This window comes from Globicatella sanguinis NBRC 15551 (genome assembly GCF_001552295.1).
In the GTDB taxonomy this organism is placed as follows: domain Bacteria; phylum Bacillota; class Bacilli; order Lactobacillales; family Aerococcaceae; genus Globicatella; species Globicatella sanguinis.
This window is the reverse complement of record NZ_BCQX01000014.1, coordinates 1-15150: the sequence shown is the minus strand read 5'-3', so window position 1 is coordinate 15150 and position 15150 is coordinate 1. Positions and strand designations below refer to the sequence as shown.

Genomic DNA, 15150 nt, shown 5'->3' with positions numbered 1-15150 from the left:
GAACTAAGATGTCAGAACAAATTACATCTGCAAAAGCAATCGCAAAAACAGTTCGTATTGCGCCTCGTAAAGTTCGTTTAGTAGTCGATCTTATCAGAGGTAAAAAAATTGGAGAAGCAATGGCTATTTTAAAATATACGCCAAAATCAGCATCTCCTGTAGTTGAAAAAGTTTTAAAATCTGCAATCGCGAACGCTGAACATAATTATGATTTAGATTTAGAAAACTTATATGTAAGTGAAGCTTATGTAAACGAAGGACCAACTATGAAACGTTTCCGTCCTCGTGCAAAAGGATCAGCTTCACCAATTAACAAACGTACAAGCCACATTACAATCGTGGTATCAGAAAAAGAGGAGGCTTAATTAATGGGTCAAAAAGTACATCCAATTGGTATGCGTGTAGGCGTAATCCGTGATTGGGATGCTAAATGGTATGCAGATAAGCAATATGCAGACTTCTTACACGAAGATTTACGCATCCGCGAATTCTTATTAAGCAAATTATCAGAGGCCTCTGTATCAACTATCCAAATTGAACGCGCATCTAATCGTGTAGTTGTTTCAATTCATACTGCTAAACCAGGTATGGTTATCGGTAAAGGTGGTTCAGAAGTCGATGCAATTCGTGCTGAATTAAATAAATTAACAGGCAAAAAAGTTCACATTAACATTGTTGAAATTAAAAAACCTGAGTTAGATGCAAAATTAGTTGCAGAAGATATCGCAAAACAATTAGAAAACCGTGTTGCATTCCGTCGTGCACAAAAACAAGCAATCCAACGTGTTATGAAAGCTGGAGCACAAGGAGTTAAAACAATGGTTTCAGGACGTTTAAACGGAGCAGATATGGCCCGTACAGAAATGTATTCTGAAGGAACTGTTCCTTTACATACATTACGTTCAGATATCGACTATGCTTGGGAAGAAGCAGATACAACATATGGAAAATTAGGAGTTAAAGTATGGATTTGCCGTGGTGAAATCTTACCACAACGCAATTCTGAGAAAGGAGGGAACTAATCAATGTTAGTACCAAAACGTGTAAAACACCGTCGTGAGTTCCGTGGGAAAATGCGCGGAGAAGCAAAAGGTGGAAAAAATGTAGACTTTGGTCAATATGGATTACGTGCAACAGAATCTTCATGGATTACCAACCGTCAAATTGAAGCAGCACGTATCGCGATGACAAGATTTATGAAACGTGGTGGGAAAGTATGGATCAAAATCTTCCCTCACAAATCTTATACATCTAAACCTATCGGAGTTCGTATGGGTTCTGGTAAAGGGGCACCCGAAGGATGGGTTGCACCAGTTAAACGTGGCAAAATCTTATTTGAAATTGCTGGGGTAAGTGAAGAAGTTGCACGTGAAGCATTCCGTTTAGCGTCTCACAAATTACCTGTCAAAACAAAATTCGTAAAACGTGAAGAATATGGTGGTGAATCGAATGCAAATTAAAGAAATTAGAGAATTATCCACTGCTGAAATGGTAGCGAAAGAACAAGAATTCAAAAAAGAATTATTCAACCTTCGATTCCAATTAGCTACAGGACAATTAGAAAACACTGCCCGTTTACGTCAAGTACGTAAATCTATTGCTCGTATCAAAACAGTCTTGCGTGAGCAAGAGTTGTCTAAGTAACCACAGGCAAAAGGAGGCACATAAACAATGACTGAAACACGCAATCAACGTAAAGTATACCAAGGTCGTGTCGTATCTGACAAAATGGATAAAACCATCACAGTTCAAGTAGATACTCGTAAAACACACCCTAAATATGGTAAACGTGTAAAATACTCTAAAAAATATAAAGCACATGATGAATTAAACAGTGCAAAAGAAGGCGACATCGTACGTATCATGGAAACTCGTCCATTATCTGCTACGAAACGCTTCCGTTTATTAGAGATTGTTGAAGAAGCAGTAATCATCTAATATACAGTTAATCTGGAAGGAGGAAATCGAAAATGATTCAAACAGAAAGTCGATTAAAAGTTGCCGACAACTCAGGTGCACGTGAAGTTTTAACAATAAAAGTTTTAGGTGGATCTGGTCGTAAAACAGCTAATATCGGTGACGTAATTGTTGCGTCGGTAAAACATGCAACACCCGGTGGAGTTGTTAAGAAAGGTGACATTGTTAAAGCTGTAATCGTTCGTTCTAAATCAGGAGCACGTCGTAAAGATGGTTCTTATATCAAGTTTGACGAAAATGCTTGTGTAATTATTCGTGATGATAAGAGCCCTCGTGGTACTCGTATCTTTGGTCCAGTTGCACGTGAATTACGTGATAACAACTACATGAAGATTGTTTCACTAGCTCCAGAAGTTCTGTAATACTAAACGAAGGAGGAAACCAAATTATGCGTATCAAAACAGGCGATAAAGTTCAAATTATAACTGGTAAAGATAAAGGTAAACAAGGTACAGTATTAAAAACTTTACCAAAGAAAGATCAAGTTGTAGTTGAAGGCTTAAATCTTGCTAAAAAACATGTTAAACCATCACAGACTGGTACAGGCGGAATCGAAGAATTCCCAGCACCAATTCACGTATCTAATGTTAAATTAGTAGACTCTAAAGGAGAGGCTACTCGTGTTGGATACCGCTTCGAAGATGGTAAAAAAGTTCGTTATTCTAAAAAATCAAACGAAACAATTAACTAATCTAAGAAGGGAGGAAAAATAATTTATGGTAAATCGTTTAAAAACTAAATTTACTGAAGAAGTAACACCAAAATTAGTTGAACAATTTGGTTATACATCAGTAATGCAAGTTCCAAAAGTTGAAAAAATCGTTGTTAACATGGGTGTTGGTGACGCTGTTTCTAATGCTAAAAACTTAGAAAAAGCTGTTGACGAATTAACCTTATTAACAGGTCAAAAACCAATTGTTACAAAAGCGAAAAAATCTATCGCTGGTTTCCGTTTACGTGAAGGTATGCCGATTGGTGCAAAAGTTACTTTACGTGGCGAAAGAATGTATGACTTCTTAGATAAATTAATCACTGTTTCTTTACCTCGAGTACGTGACTTCCAAGGTATCTCAAATAAAGCCTTTGATGGTCGTGGAAACTATACTTTAGGTGTTAAAGAACAATTAATTTTCCCAGAAGTTAATTATGATAATGTAGATAAAGTGCGTGGTATGGATATTGTTATTGTAACTACCGCTCAAACAGATGAAGAAAGTCATGCTTTATTAAAAGAATTAGGCATGCCATTTAAAAAATAATTAAGGAGGCGAATTTAATTGGCTAAAACATCAATGGTTCAAAAGAACAAACGTACACCTAAGTTTAAAGTGCAAGAGTATACACGTTGCGAACGTTGTGGACGTCCACACTCAGTTTACCGTAAATTCAAACTTTGCCGTATTTGCTTCCGTGAACTTGCTTATAAAGGTCAAATTCCTGGCGTTAAAAAAGCTAGCTGGTAATTTTTAAAAGTTAATATAGGAGGTAAACAAATTATGGTTATGACAGATCCAATTGCAGATTTTTTAACCCGTATTCGTAATGCGAATCGTGTGGGTCATAAAACTGTTTCTGCTCCATCTTCAAACATGAAAGTTGCCATTGCTGAAATCTTAAAAAATGAAGGTTTTATCAAAGGATACGAAGTAATCGAAGATGGCAAACAAAACGAATTAAAAATCCAATTAAAATACGGTCGTAATAATGAAAAAGTTATTACAGGTATTAAACGTATTTCTAAACCAGGTTTACGTGTATATGCTAAAAATGAAGATTTACCTAAAGTATTAAATGGTTTAGGTATTGCTATCGTATCGACTTCAAACGGACTTGTAACAGATAAACAAGCTCGTAAAGAAGGTATCGGTGGCGAAGTATTAGCGTATGTTTGGTAATTTTAAAAAATTAATTATAAAATAAAAGGAGGTGCAGCCCTGTGAGTCGTATCGGTAATAAACCAGTAGCAATTCCAGCAGGCGTAACCGTTGAAGTAAAAGGTCATACAGTGACTGTAAAAGGTCCTAAAGGCGAATTAACTCGCGATTTAGTACCAAATATCCAAGTAGAAGTTAAAGAAAATGAAGTAGTTTTCACTCGTCCAAATGATTCAAAAACTAATCGTTCATTACACGGAACAACACGTTCTATCGTAAACAATATGATCGTTGGTGTTTCTGAAGGCTTCAAAAAAGAATTACAATTAATCGGTGTTGGGTACCGTGCTCAAAAATCTGGTAAGAAATTATCTTTAAACGTAGGTTTATCACATCCAGTTGAGTTCGAAGAATCTGAAGGTGTTGGATTCGAAGTGCCAAACAATACAACGATTATTGTACAAGGATTCAATAAAGAAAAAGTTGGCGAATTAGCAGCCAACATTCGTGGCGTACGTCCACCTGAACCATATAAAGGTAAAGGTATCCGTTATGTTGACGAGTTTGTACGTCGTAAAGAAGGTAAAACAGGTAAATAATAAGCCTGTCTTACATATCATTTATACATATATTTTAATAAGAGGTGAAAATTGTGATTACTAAACCAGATAAAAATAAGTTGCGTAAAAAACGCCACGCTCGTGTAAGAAACCGTATCTCTGGTACTGCTGAGTGCCCACGCTTGAATGTATTCCGTTCGAATACACACATCTACGCTCAATTAATTGATGACGTAGCGGGTGTGACGCTAGCAAGTGCCTCTAGTAATGAAGAATCAATTTCAGGAACTAAAGTAGAACAAGCTACTGCAGTTGGAAAATTAATTGCTGAACGCGGAGCAGAAAAAGGACTTAAAGCTGTCGTATTTGATCGTGGAGGATATATTTACCATGGTCGTGTTAAAGCTTTAGCTGAAGCTGCACGTGAAAACGGCTTAGAATTTTAAAAGAAGGAGGATATCGATTCATGGTATTTATTAATCCAGCTAACTTAGAAAATTTAGAAGAACGTTTAGTTACGATTAACCGTGTTACTAAAGTAGTAAAAGGTGGACGTCGTTTACGATTCTCTGCATTAGTAGTTGTTGGTGACCGTAACGGACATGTAGGATTCGGTACTGGTAAAGCTCAAGAAGTTCCAGAAGCTATCCGTAAAGCTGTCGAAGATGCTAAAAAGAATTTAATCGAAGTTCCGACTGTTGGAACTACAATTCCTCACGAAGTTATTGGTGAATTCTGTGGTGGTAAAGTGTTATTAAAACCTGCTACTGCGGGTTCTGGGGTTGCTGCTGGTGGTCCAGTACGTGCCGTAATTGAATTAGCAGGGGTTGCCGATGTAACATCTAAATCATTGGGTTCTAATACACCTATTAACATGATCTCTGCAACTATTGAAGGATTAAAACAATTAAAAGTTGCAGAAGAAGTTGCCGCATTACGTGGGAAATCTGTTGAAGAAATATTAGGTTAGGAGGACAATTTAATGGCGAATATTGAAATTACATTAAAACGTAGCCTAATTGGACGTCCTAAAAATCATATCGCTACTGCAAAAGCATTAGGATTAACTAAAACTTATAAAACAGTTGTTAAACCTGACAATGAGGCAGTTCGTGGAATGATTAGTACAATTAGTCATTTAGTAGAAGTTAAAGAAGCTTAATTATATAATTTAAAATAAGGAGGTGCCCAAGAATGCAACTACATACATTACAACCTGTAGCTGGATCACGTAAAGAACGTAATCGTGTTGGTCGTGGACAAGGTTCTGGTAACGGTAAAACAGCTGGACGTGGTCAAAAAGGACAAAAACAACGTTCAGGTGGTGGGGTACGTTTAGGATTCGAAGGTGGACAACAACCATTATTCCGTCGTTTACCAAAACGTGGATTCACAAACATTAATCGTAAAGAATATGCGATTGTTAACGTTGAAACATTAAACCGCTTTGAAGATGGCACAACAGTAACACCAGCATTATTAATTGAATCAGGAATCATTAAGAATGAATTATCAGGTGTTAAAATTTTAGGTGAAGGACAACTGGAAAGAAAATTAACTGTACATGCAGCTAAATTCTCCAAAAGTGCAGAACAAGCAATCACTGCAGCTGGTGGATTTATCGAGGTGATCTAATATGTTTACAAACTTAAAAAATGCATTTGCGAGCAAAGAAATTCGTAGTAGAATTCTTTTCACGCTTTTCATTTTTGCAGTATTCAGATTAGGTTCTCATATTCCAGTTCCTGGTGTGGATGCTTCGGCCATTCAACAAATAGCGTCAACCGGAGTATTAGGTTTACTTAATACTTTTGGTGGAGGAGCGCTTAAACGTTATTCAATTTTCGCTTTAGGTGTCTCTCCTTATATCACTGCGTCAATTATTATTCAATTATTGCAAATGGATATTGTCCCGAAATTTACTGAATGGGCAAAACAAGGTGAAGTCGGTCGTCGTAAATTGAATCAAGCAACAACCTACACAGGAATTGTTCTTGGCTTTATTCAAGCCTTTGGTTTATCCGCTGGATTTAACCAATTATCTGGCTTGGGCCTAGTAAAAAATGCTACAATGACTACATATTTGACAATCGCTTTAGTTTTAACAGCTGGAACCATGTTTCTAGTGTGGTTAGGAGAACAAATAACTCGCAATGGTATTGGTAATGGGGTCTCAATGATTATTTTTGCCGGTATCGTAGCAGAGGTTCCACAACAGTTTATCACTTATTTCCAAACTTATTTAAAAGGGGCAGGAAAAGAATTAAACCGTAACTTAATGTTATTAGGATTGTTAATTTTAGTCTTTATCATTTTAATTGTTATTGTAGTTATAATGGAACGTGCTCAATTACGTATTCCAATTCACTACTCAAAGAAAGCTTCAGGAGCTAAACAAACAGCACATTTACCATTAAAAATTAATTCTGCTGGAGTAATTCCAGTAATCTTTGCATCATCTGTTCTGACCACTCCGGCAACAATTATGAATTACCTAAATTTTGCCAACGATGGTGGATGGAAAGAAGTTGTCTATAATTTATTTAACTTACAACATGTATATGGAGCAATCTTTTATACGTTCTTATTAATTGTATTTTCGTATTTCTATTCATTAGTTCAAGTTAATCCTGAAAAAGTAGCAGAAAACTTACAAAAATCAGGTGGGTATATTCCAAGTATTCGTCCAGGACATGATACTGAAAATTACCTTACAAGAACAATCAATAGATTGAGTGGTTTAGGATCATTATACTTAACATTAATTGCTGTCTTACCAATTGTTGGTGGGTTTTTATGGAACATTCCAAGTAATATTGCCTTAAGTGGAACAAGTTTACTTATCGTAGTGGGTGTTGCAATCGAAACAGCAAAACAAATTGAAGGTCGAATGGCTAAACGTCGTTACACTGGATTTTTACAATTATAAAAAAGGGTGCATAAAATCAATGAATATTTTATTAATGGGCTTACCAGGTGCTGGTAAAGGAACTCAAAGTGAATATATTTCTCGTGATTATGATATGATTCATATCGCAACAGGAGATATATTCCGTGAAGCAATTAAAAATGAAACCCCATTGGGTTTAAAAGCAAAATCATATACAGATCATGGAAATTTAGTTCCAGATGATATTACAAATGCTATTGTTCGCGAAAGATTAGCTCAATCTGATGTAACCGAAAATGGATTCATGTTAGATGGTTATCCAAGAACAAGTGCTCAAGCAGAAGCTTTAGATACTAACTTAGAAGAATTAAATACCCAAATCGATGCAGTCATCTATATCGATGTAGATCAAGAAGTATTAAAAGATCGTTTGAGTGGTAGAATCATTTGCCGTAAATGCGGTGCTACATATCATAAGCTATATAATCCGCCTAAAGAAGCAGGTATCTGTGATCAATGTGGTTCAACAGATTTCTATCAAAGAGAAGATGATAAACCTGAAAAGGTTGCTCATCGTATAAATCTCCAAATGGAATCAATTCGACCAATACTTGATTATTATAACCAACGTGGAATTTTATATACCATTAACGGTGCTCAAGCTATTGAAGATGTTTATCGTGAAGTTCGTACTATTTTAGAAAAATAGAGAGTTTGTTATAATGATTATCAGTATCAATTAAAGGTAAGAGGAGGAAGTATGAATGGCTAAAGATGATGTAATTGAAGTTGAAGGTACAGTCATTGAAACTTTACCGAATGCAATGTTTAAGGTTGAATTAGAGAATGGGCATGAAATTCTAGCCCACGTTTCAGGTAAAATTCGTATGAACTACATCCGAATCTTACCGGGGGATAAAGTTACGATTGAACTTTCTCCATATGATTTGACACGTGGTCGAATTACATACCGCTTTAAATAACCATTAGGTTAAAATTTAAGGAGGGAAATTAATATGAAAGTAAGAGCATCAGTAAAACCAATTTGTGAAAAATGTAAAGTTATCAAACGTAATGGAAAAGTTATGGTAATTTGCGAAAATCCAAAACACAAACAACGTCAAGGTTAAGAAAAGGAGGTATACTTAAATATGGCTCGTATTGCAGGAGTAGATATTCCGCGTGAAAAACGTGTAGTTATTTCTTTAACTTATATTTATGGTATTGGAAAAAATACTGCAGAGAAAATTTTAGCTGAAGCGAATGTTTCAGTTGATACTCGTGTTAAAGATTTAACAAACGATGAATTAGATCGTATCCGTGCTATAGTTGACGGAATTAAAGTCGAAGGAGATTTACGTCGTGAAGTTTCTTTAAACATCAAACGTTTACAAGAGATTGGTTCATACCGTGGTTTCCGTCATCGTCGTAATTTACCAGTTCGTGGACAAAACACCAAAAATAATGCACGTACTCGTAAAGGACCTAAGAAAATGGTCACAGGAAAAAGTAACTAATAAAATTTAGTAAGAAGGAGGTAAATAGTTCATGGCAAAGAAACAACAAGTTCGTCGCCGTCGTCGTGTGAGAAAAAATATTGAAAAAGGTGTAGCACACATCCGTTCAACATTTAACAACACTATTGTAATGATTACTGACGTTAATGGTAATGCAATTTCTTGGTCTTCAGCTGGGTCATTAGGATTCCGTGGTTCAAGAAAATCTACTCCATTCGCAGCTCAAATGGCATCAGAAGTAGCAGCTAAAGGAGCTATGGAACATGGTATGAAGACAGTTGAAGTAACTGTTAAAGGCCCAGGTGCTGGTCGTGAATCAGCGATTCGTTCATTACAAGCTACTGGATTAGATGTTACTGCTATTCGTGATGTAACACCAATTCCTCATAACGGTTGCCGTCCTCCAAAACGCCGCCGTGTATAATGAGTTAGCTCATTAAGCTACATGTAATGCTACGATTTATCATTACAATTTGAACGTTTTGAAAGGGGATATATTAACCAATGATCGAGATTGAAAAGCCAGAAATTAGAACGATTGAAGTCAGTGACGATTCCAAATTTGGTAAGATCGTGATTGAGCCACTAGAACGTGGATATGGAACTACCCTTGGGAACTCATTACGTCGTATTTTGTTATCTTCGTTACCAGGAGCTGCTGTTACAAGCATCCAAATTGATGGAGTATTACATGAGTTTGCTACCGTTAATGGCGTTGTAGAAGACGTCCCAACGATGATTCTTCACTTAAAACAGTTAGCATTAAAACTACATTCAGACGAACCAAAAATTGTTGAATTGAATGTTGTGGGCCCTAAAACTGTTACAGCTGCTGATATTATCCATGATAATGAAGTGCAAATTTTAAACCCAGATTTATATATTTGTACTTTAGCTGAAGGTGCCGAATTAAACATGCAAATCAATGTATCGACTGGACGTGGATATGTTCGTGGAGAACATAATAAACGTGAAGATATGCCAATTGGAGTATTGCCAATTGATTCAATTTACACACCAATTCAAAAAGTGAATTATCAAGTTGAAAATACTCGTATTGGACAAAAAAATATCTATGATAAATTAACGATGGATATTTGGACCGATGGTTCAATTAGTCCTGAAAAATCATTAAGTCTTGCTGCGAAAATTTTAACTGAGCATTTAAATATCTTTGTTAACTTAAATGATGAAGCACGCCAAACTGAAATCATGGTTGAAAAAGAAGAAGCTGAGAAAGAAAAAATGTTAGTCATGACGATTGAAGAATTAGATTTATCTGTTCGTTCATATAATTGTTTAAAACGTGCAGGAATTAATACAATTCAAGAGTTAACTAACAAGACAGAAGCTGAAATGATTAAAGTTCGTAATTTAGGACGTAAATCATTAGAAGAAGTAAAACAAAAACTTGAGAATTTAGATTTAAGTCTACGTCAAGATGACTAGAATTTTGATAATGTAAAGGAGGAAACCAAGTATGGCATACCGTAAATTAGGACGTAAAAGTGCTCAACGTAAAGCTTTATTACGTGATTTAACTACAGATGTTTTAATTAACGAACGTATCGAAACAACTGAAGCACGTGCTAAAGAAGTTCGTAAATTTGTTGATAAAATGATTACTTTAGCTAAACGTGGTGATTTAGCATCTCGTCGTCAAGCAGCTGCTTTCTTACGTAATGAAATTGCAGACGCACGTATTGAAGATGAAGAAGTAGTGGTTGAACGCGTATTACAACGTTTATTCGACACATATGCTACTCGCTATGAAGATCGTAATGGTGGTTACACACGCATCCTTAAAAAAGGACCTCGTCGTGGAGATGGCGCACCAGTTGTTATTTTAGAATTAGTTTAATAACAAGCTTTATGTAGATAACTTTTATGATGGGGAGCGTTATGATTGATGAATCATTCATTGGTCTAGCTCTATAGCACATAATACAAATGTATTATTTATGGCTAGGATAAATTTCCTAGCCGAGTGCTATTCATCGTAAAAGCTTTTTTTTTGCGGATTTTTCCGCATTTTTTATTATCTTTTTCTGATAAAAAAGTACAAAATTCCCTAAGGATAATCATTCTATGATATAATAAGCATTATGAAAATGACAAAGTAAAGGAGCAACAAATATGACAGAAAAGGTTATCGAAGTAAAAGATTTAACTTTTCGATATTTTGAAAGTGAACAACTCGCTCTAAACAATGTTTCTTTATCTATCAATAAAAATGAATGGGTAGCTATCATTGGACCAAATGGTTCAGGGAAATCTACACTTGCTAAAGTAATTAATGGATTGTTAGTTCCTGAAGCTGGGGAAGTTTATATCAATTCGCTTTTATTAAACGAAGATTCAGTTTGGGATATTAGAAGATTAGTAGGAATGGTATTTCAAAATCCAGATAATCAATTTGTTGGGGCAACTGTTGAAGATGATGTTGCATTCGGGCTAGAAAATCATGGAGTAGAACGGGATGATATGATTGCACGTATCGAAGAGGCTTTAGAACAAGTTCGAATGACAGAGTATAAAAAAAGCGAACCTGCTCGTCTTTCTGGTGGACAAAAACAAAGAGTCGCCATTGCAGGAGTATTAGCTTTAAGACCAGAGGTTATTATATTAGATGAAGCGACAGCAATGTTAGATCCTGTAGGTCGCAAAGAAGTCATTGAAGCAGTGAAAGCTATTAAAGAGAAATATAATTTAACGGTAATTTCGATAACGCATGATATCGATGAAGCAAGTAATGCCGATCGTATTATTGTTATGAACCAAGGAAAACTAGTTCGTCAAGATGATCCATATAATATTTTTATTTTAGGTGATGAGCTTATCAAAATGGGCTTAGATATTCCTTTTGCTCAAAAAATTCATATGGAGTTAGAACGAAGAGGAATTGAAGTGCCAAAAGAGTATTTATCAGAAGAGGAGTTATTTGAATGGCTAACAACATCGTATTTGACCAAGTAAGTTATACCTATAATGCTAATACGCCATTTGAATACAAGGTATTACACAATATTAGTTTAGAAATTCCAGCCAATAAAATTACGGCTATTGTTGGACATACAGGTTCTGGTAAGTCTACCTTATTGCAACATTTGAATGTTCTAGTTAGACCAACCGAAGGGGCAGTGACAATTGCAGGTGAACGAGTAACAGCTGATTCGAAACATCAATCATTAAAAGCCTTACGTAAAAAAGTGGGTGTTGTTTTTCAATTTCCGGAAGCGCAACTTTTTGAGGAGACCGTCTTAAAGGACGTGATGTTCGGTCCCTTAAATTTTGGTGCTACAGAGGCAGAAGCTGAGTCGATTGCTCGTGAAAAATTGGCATTAGTCGGTTTAAATGAAAATTTATTTGAACGCTCGCCATTCGATTTGTCTGGAGGACAAATGCGTCGTGTTGCCATTGCGGGTGTGCTAGCATTAGAGCCGGAAATTCTGGTGCTAGATGAACCGACCGCAGGACTAGATCCACAAGGGCATTTCGATATGCTCGAGATGTTTGTTAGTTTGCAAAAAGAACAGTCTTTAACCATGGTGATGGTCACGCATCATATGGAAGATGTTGTAAAATATGCTGAGCATGTGATTGTTTTAAATAAGGGGCATGTCATTCGTCAAGGAACGCCAAGAGAAATATTTGAAGATGAAGCTTGGTTAGATGAATTTCAATTGGGGTTACCTCAAACTTTGTCGCTTATTAAAAAAATTGAGGAACATTTAGGGGTTGATTATGAGGTTCATCCTTTAAGTGTGGAGGAATTAGTGGATGTTTTAATTAAGATGAAGGAGGCGGAGAATAAAGATGCTTGATAAATTATTATTAGGGAGATATATTCAATCCGATTCCTGGATTCATCGTTTAGATCCTAGAACGAAACTTTTAGGAAGTTTTTATTTTATTGCCATTATTTTCCTGGCCAACAATATTTGGGGCTACTTATTGTTATTATTGTTTACATTATTAACCATATCGTTAACTGGGATTAAATTATCCGTTTTTATTAATGGGGTAAAACCAATGTTGTGGATTATTGTATTTACAGTAATATTTCAAATGATTTTTACAACTGGTGGAGAAGTTTATTTCAAATGGGGACCTTTCACGGTCACCTCTTTGGGCTTATTAAATTCGTTTTATATCTTTATGCGTCTAGTGCTCATTATTATGATGTCGACGATTTTGACTTTAACGACGGCACCGCTTGAATTGACCGACGGTATTGAGCATTTGTTAAGACCTTTATCCCGCTTTGGTTTTCCATCACATGAGATTGCGCTTATGTTATCGATTGCTTTAAGATATGTGCCTACTTTAATTGATGAAGCTCAAAAAATTATGAATGCTCAACGATCAAGAGGGGTAGAATTTGATCAAGGTGGATTTGTCGATCGCATGAAGGCGATTATACCTATTTTGGTTCCACTATTTGTTTCTGCATTCAATCGTGCAGAGGAAATGGCGATTGCGATGGAAGCGAGAGGATATCGTGGTGGTGAAGGTCGAACGAAATTCCGTCACTTAGAGTATACGCGTAATGATCTGATTGCAGTATTGGCATTTATCGTGGTTACTGCGCTATTATTCTTGATTAGAATTTATCTTTAAGGGGACTAGCATGCCGAAATATATCATTAAAATTCAATATGATGGGACCGGTTATGCTGGTTATCAAATTCAGCCGAATGGCAATACGATTCAAGAGGAATTAGAAAAAGCGTTGAGATTGATGGCGAAATTGCCGAAGGGAGAGCATATTCCTACATCTAGCGCTGGCCGAACAGATGCTGGGGTACATGCACTTGGACAAGTCGTTTCTTTCGATTATCCAGCTAATATCGCACCCGATGCGCTCATCCGAGCGTTGAATAGTATTTTAGACGATTCTATTCGTGTGATTGATGCCAATCAGGTGGCAGAAGACTTTCATGTTCGCTATATGGCAACGGCGAAAGAATATTGTTATCGCGTAGATATTAATCGTTTCCCCGATCCATTTAAACGCCTGTACACCACTCACCATCCCTATCGATTTAATTTAGATGTGATGCAAGAAGCAATTCGAACAATTGTCGGAAAACATGACTTTACGAGTTTTTGTTCAACTAAAACAGATAAAGAATATAAAGTTAGAACGATTTATGAAGCGGAAGTAAATTTAGATACAAAGCAAAATGAACTGGTTTTTCGCTTTTACGGAGATGGCTTCTTATATAATATGATTCGTATTTTAGTGGGCACCTTATTACAAATTGGTGATGGTTTGAAACCGGTAGACGAATTACAAAGATTACTTTCAGTTAAAGATCGAAATCAAGCAGGACCGACAGCTCCACCACAAGGACTCTATATGATGCGAGTAGAGTATCAAGAGGATCCATTTAAGAAGCAATGATAATCAGAGCTTTGAATTTTAGAAGAGGACGAACGTTCCTCTTTTTTTATATTAAAAATTTTGAAAAATGATAGCATCTTTGATAAGGTTCGGTATAATAGATATGTTAAAAAATGGAGGGTTATTAATGAGTTATTTAAAAGAACGCATCTTAAAAGATGGCATAATTTTACCAAATAATGTAATTAAAGTGGATTCGTTTATGAATCATCAAATCGATCCGGAAATCATGCAAGAAATTGCGATTGATTTCTATTATCATTTTCGCCAAGAAGGTATCACCAAAGTACTAACAATTGAAGCTTCTGGTATTGCACCCGCTATTATTACGGCTGCACACTTTAAAGTTCCAATGTTATTCGCAAAAAAAACACAGCCATCAACATTAGGAAATAAAGATTTTTATGAGACCAATGTTTATAGCTATACCAAAAATGTGACCAATCGTGTCATTATCTCAAAAAAATATATTAACGAAAATGATCGCGTATTGATTATTGATGATTTCCTTGCGAATGGCGAAGCAGCGCTTGGTTTAGTTGATTTAGTAGAGCAAGCGGGGGCCCAAGTAGCTGGCGTTGGTATTTGTATCGAAAAATCATTCCAAAATGGACGTCAAAAATTAATGGATAAAGGTTTAGAGGTCTTTTCAGTTTGTCGTATCGGCTCTTTAGAAGATCAACAAATTGAATTTTTGGAAGGAAATTAATCGCGATGAATATTACAGTGTACTGTGGCTCTAATTTTGGTAATCAGTCAATTTATGAAGAATTTGCTCGTGACTTGGGGCGTTTTATTGCCATGCATCAACATCTATTAATTTATGGTGGAGGCAATAAAGGATTGATGGGAGTACTAGCGAATAGCGTTATCAACACTGGTGGTCGAGTAATCGGAATCATGCCCAGTTTTCTAATTTTTGATT

At 36.0% G+C, this 15150-nt stretch carries 29 protein-coding genes; all 29 read left to right on the top strand.

All coding sequences use genetic code 11. The features are described from left to right. Positions 1-8: 8 nt before the first annotated feature. Positions 9-365, top strand: a complete 357-nt coding sequence (gene rplV / locus GSA01S_RS02160; RefSeq protein WP_066124391.1) for a 50S ribosomal protein L22 — start codon at positions 9-11, stop codon at positions 363-365. 3 nt (positions 366-368) lie between these two features. After that, the gene (gene rpsC, locus GSA01S_RS02155; RefSeq protein ID WP_066124388.1) at positions 369-1022 is read left to right on the top strand and encodes a 30S ribosomal protein S3; all 654 of its coding nucleotides are present in this window, start codon (positions 369-371) and stop codon (positions 1020-1022) included. Positions 1023-1025: 3 nt separating this feature from the next. Beyond that, positions 1026-1460, top strand: coding sequence for a 50S ribosomal protein L16 (gene rplP / locus GSA01S_RS02150; RefSeq protein ID WP_066124386.1), 435 nt, complete (start codon positions 1026-1028; stop codon positions 1458-1460). Further along, a complete protein-coding gene (gene rpmC, locus GSA01S_RS02145) occupies positions 1450-1644 on the top strand; it encodes a 50S ribosomal protein L29 (protein ID WP_066124384.1) in 195 nt (64 codons plus the stop codon). Before rplP ends, rpmC begins: the two co-directional genes overlap by 11 nt. Positions 1645-1671: 27 nt before the next feature. Beyond that, positions 1672-1938, top strand: a complete 267-nt coding sequence (gene rpsQ / locus GSA01S_RS02140; protein WP_066124382.1) for a 30S ribosomal protein S17 — start codon at positions 1672-1674, stop codon at positions 1936-1938. 32 nt (positions 1939-1970) lie between these two features. Further along, positions 1971-2339, top strand: a complete 369-nt coding sequence (rplN, locus tag GSA01S_RS02135; RefSeq protein WP_066124379.1) for a 50S ribosomal protein L14 — start codon at positions 1971-1973, stop codon at positions 2337-2339. Between the two features lie 26 nt (positions 2340-2365). After that, positions 2366-2668, top strand: coding sequence for a 50S ribosomal protein L24 (gene rplX / locus GSA01S_RS02130; RefSeq protein WP_066124377.1), 303 nt, complete (start codon positions 2366-2368; stop codon positions 2666-2668). Between the two features lie 25 nt (positions 2669-2693). Then, entirely contained in the window at positions 2694-3236 is a 543-nt protein-coding gene (gene rplE / locus GSA01S_RS02125; RefSeq protein WP_066124374.1) for a 50S ribosomal protein L5, read from the top strand. Between the two features lie 18 nt (positions 3237-3254). Beyond that, complete coding sequence (locus tag GSA01S_RS02120) at positions 3255-3440, top strand: type Z 30S ribosomal protein S14 (protein WP_066124372.1); 186 nt, start codon at positions 3255-3257, stop codon at positions 3438-3440. A gap of 33 nt (positions 3441-3473) precedes the next feature. Beyond that, complete coding sequence (rpsH, locus tag GSA01S_RS02115) at positions 3474-3872, top strand: 30S ribosomal protein S8 (RefSeq protein ID WP_066124370.1); 399 nt, start codon at positions 3474-3476, stop codon at positions 3870-3872. Positions 3873-3913: 41 nt separating this feature from the next. Continuing rightward, positions 3914-4450: a 50S ribosomal protein L6 gene (gene rplF / locus GSA01S_RS02110; RefSeq protein WP_066124368.1), complete on the top strand. Its 537-nt coding sequence runs from the start codon at positions 3914-3916 to the stop codon at positions 4448-4450. 53 nt (positions 4451-4503) lie between these two features. Then, positions 4504-4857, top strand: coding sequence for a 50S ribosomal protein L18 (rplR, locus tag GSA01S_RS02105; RefSeq protein ID WP_078755479.1), 354 nt, complete (start codon positions 4504-4506; stop codon positions 4855-4857). Between the two features lie 20 nt (positions 4858-4877). After that, positions 4878-5381, top strand: coding sequence for a 30S ribosomal protein S5 (gene rpsE, locus GSA01S_RS02100; protein ID WP_066124363.1), 504 nt, complete (start codon positions 4878-4880; stop codon positions 5379-5381). Positions 5382-5393: 12 nt separating this feature from the next. Next, positions 5394-5573 (top strand): 50S ribosomal protein L30, encoded by a 180-nt coding sequence (rpmD, locus tag GSA01S_RS02095; RefSeq protein ID WP_066124361.1) that lies wholly within the window; start codon positions 5394-5396, stop codon positions 5571-5573. Between the two features lie 32 nt (positions 5574-5605). Next, positions 5606-6046, top strand: a complete 441-nt coding sequence (rplO, locus tag GSA01S_RS02090) for a 50S ribosomal protein L15 (protein WP_066124358.1) — start codon at positions 5606-5608, stop codon at positions 6044-6046. A gap of 1 nt (position 6047) precedes the next feature. Then, the gene (gene secY, locus GSA01S_RS02085) at positions 6048-7340 is read left to right on the top strand and encodes a preprotein translocase subunit SecY (RefSeq protein WP_066124357.1); all 1293 of its coding nucleotides are present in this window, start codon (positions 6048-6050) and stop codon (positions 7338-7340) included. 19 nt (positions 7341-7359) lie between these two features. Next, positions 7360-8010 carry an adenylate kinase gene (locus GSA01S_RS02080; protein WP_066124355.1) on the top strand — a complete coding sequence of 217 codons (651 nt, stop codon included), beginning with the start codon at positions 7360-7362 and terminating at the stop codon, positions 8008-8010. Positions 8011-8065: 55 nt separating this feature from the next. Beyond that, on the top strand, positions 8066-8284 hold the full coding sequence (gene infA / locus GSA01S_RS02075) for a translation initiation factor IF-1 (RefSeq protein WP_023391463.1): 219 nt from the start codon (positions 8066-8068) through the stop codon (positions 8282-8284). A gap of 33 nt (positions 8285-8317) precedes the next feature. Next, a complete protein-coding gene (rpmJ, locus tag GSA01S_RS02070) occupies positions 8318-8431 on the top strand; it encodes a 50S ribosomal protein L36 (RefSeq protein ID WP_022155406.1) in 114 nt (37 codons plus the stop codon). Between the two features lie 21 nt (positions 8432-8452). After that, positions 8453-8818 carry a 30S ribosomal protein S13 gene (gene rpsM, locus GSA01S_RS02065; RefSeq protein WP_066124353.1) on the top strand — a complete coding sequence of 122 codons (366 nt, stop codon included), beginning with the start codon at positions 8453-8455 and terminating at the stop codon, positions 8816-8818. A 31-nt stretch (positions 8819-8849) separates the two neighbouring features. After that, complete coding sequence (gene rpsK / locus GSA01S_RS02060) at positions 8850-9242, top strand: 30S ribosomal protein S11 (RefSeq protein WP_066124351.1); 393 nt, start codon at positions 8850-8852, stop codon at positions 9240-9242. Positions 9243-9322: 80 nt separating this feature from the next. Continuing rightward, on the top strand, positions 9323-10267 hold the full coding sequence (locus GSA01S_RS02055; RefSeq protein ID WP_066124350.1) for a DNA-directed RNA polymerase subunit alpha: 945 nt from the start codon (positions 9323-9325) through the stop codon (positions 10265-10267). A gap of 31 nt (positions 10268-10298) precedes the next feature. Then, positions 10299-10679: a 50S ribosomal protein L17 gene (gene rplQ, locus GSA01S_RS02050; RefSeq protein ID WP_066124348.1), complete on the top strand. Its 381-nt coding sequence runs from the start codon at positions 10299-10301 to the stop codon at positions 10677-10679. 275 nt (positions 10680-10954) lie between these two features. After that, a complete protein-coding gene (locus GSA01S_RS02045; protein ID WP_066124346.1) occupies positions 10955-11794 on the top strand; it encodes an energy-coupling factor ABC transporter ATP-binding protein in 840 nt (279 codons plus the stop codon). Next, positions 11764-12642 carry an energy-coupling factor ABC transporter ATP-binding protein gene (locus tag GSA01S_RS02040; protein ID WP_066124343.1) on the top strand — a complete coding sequence of 293 codons (879 nt, stop codon included), beginning with the start codon at positions 11764-11766 and terminating at the stop codon, positions 12640-12642. Before GSA01S_RS02045 ends, GSA01S_RS02040 begins: the two co-directional genes overlap by 31 nt. After that, positions 12635-13438 (top strand): energy-coupling factor transporter transmembrane component T family protein, encoded by an 804-nt coding sequence (locus GSA01S_RS02035; RefSeq protein WP_066124341.1) that lies wholly within the window; start codon positions 12635-12637, stop codon positions 13436-13438. Before GSA01S_RS02040 ends, GSA01S_RS02035 begins: the two co-directional genes overlap by 8 nt. A gap of 10 nt (positions 13439-13448) precedes the next feature. Further along, entirely contained in the window at positions 13449-14225 is a 777-nt protein-coding gene (gene truA / locus GSA01S_RS02030) for a tRNA pseudouridine(38-40) synthase TruA (protein ID WP_066124339.1), read from the top strand. A gap of 127 nt (positions 14226-14352) precedes the next feature. Continuing rightward, positions 14353-14934: a xanthine phosphoribosyltransferase gene (locus GSA01S_RS02025; RefSeq protein ID WP_066124337.1), complete on the top strand. Its 582-nt coding sequence runs from the start codon at positions 14353-14355 to the stop codon at positions 14932-14934. A 5-nt stretch (positions 14935-14939) separates the two neighbouring features. Then, on the top strand, positions 14940-15150 hold a 211-nt coding region (locus GSA01S_RS02020; RefSeq protein ID WP_373276900.1), incomplete at its 3' end, for an LOG family protein.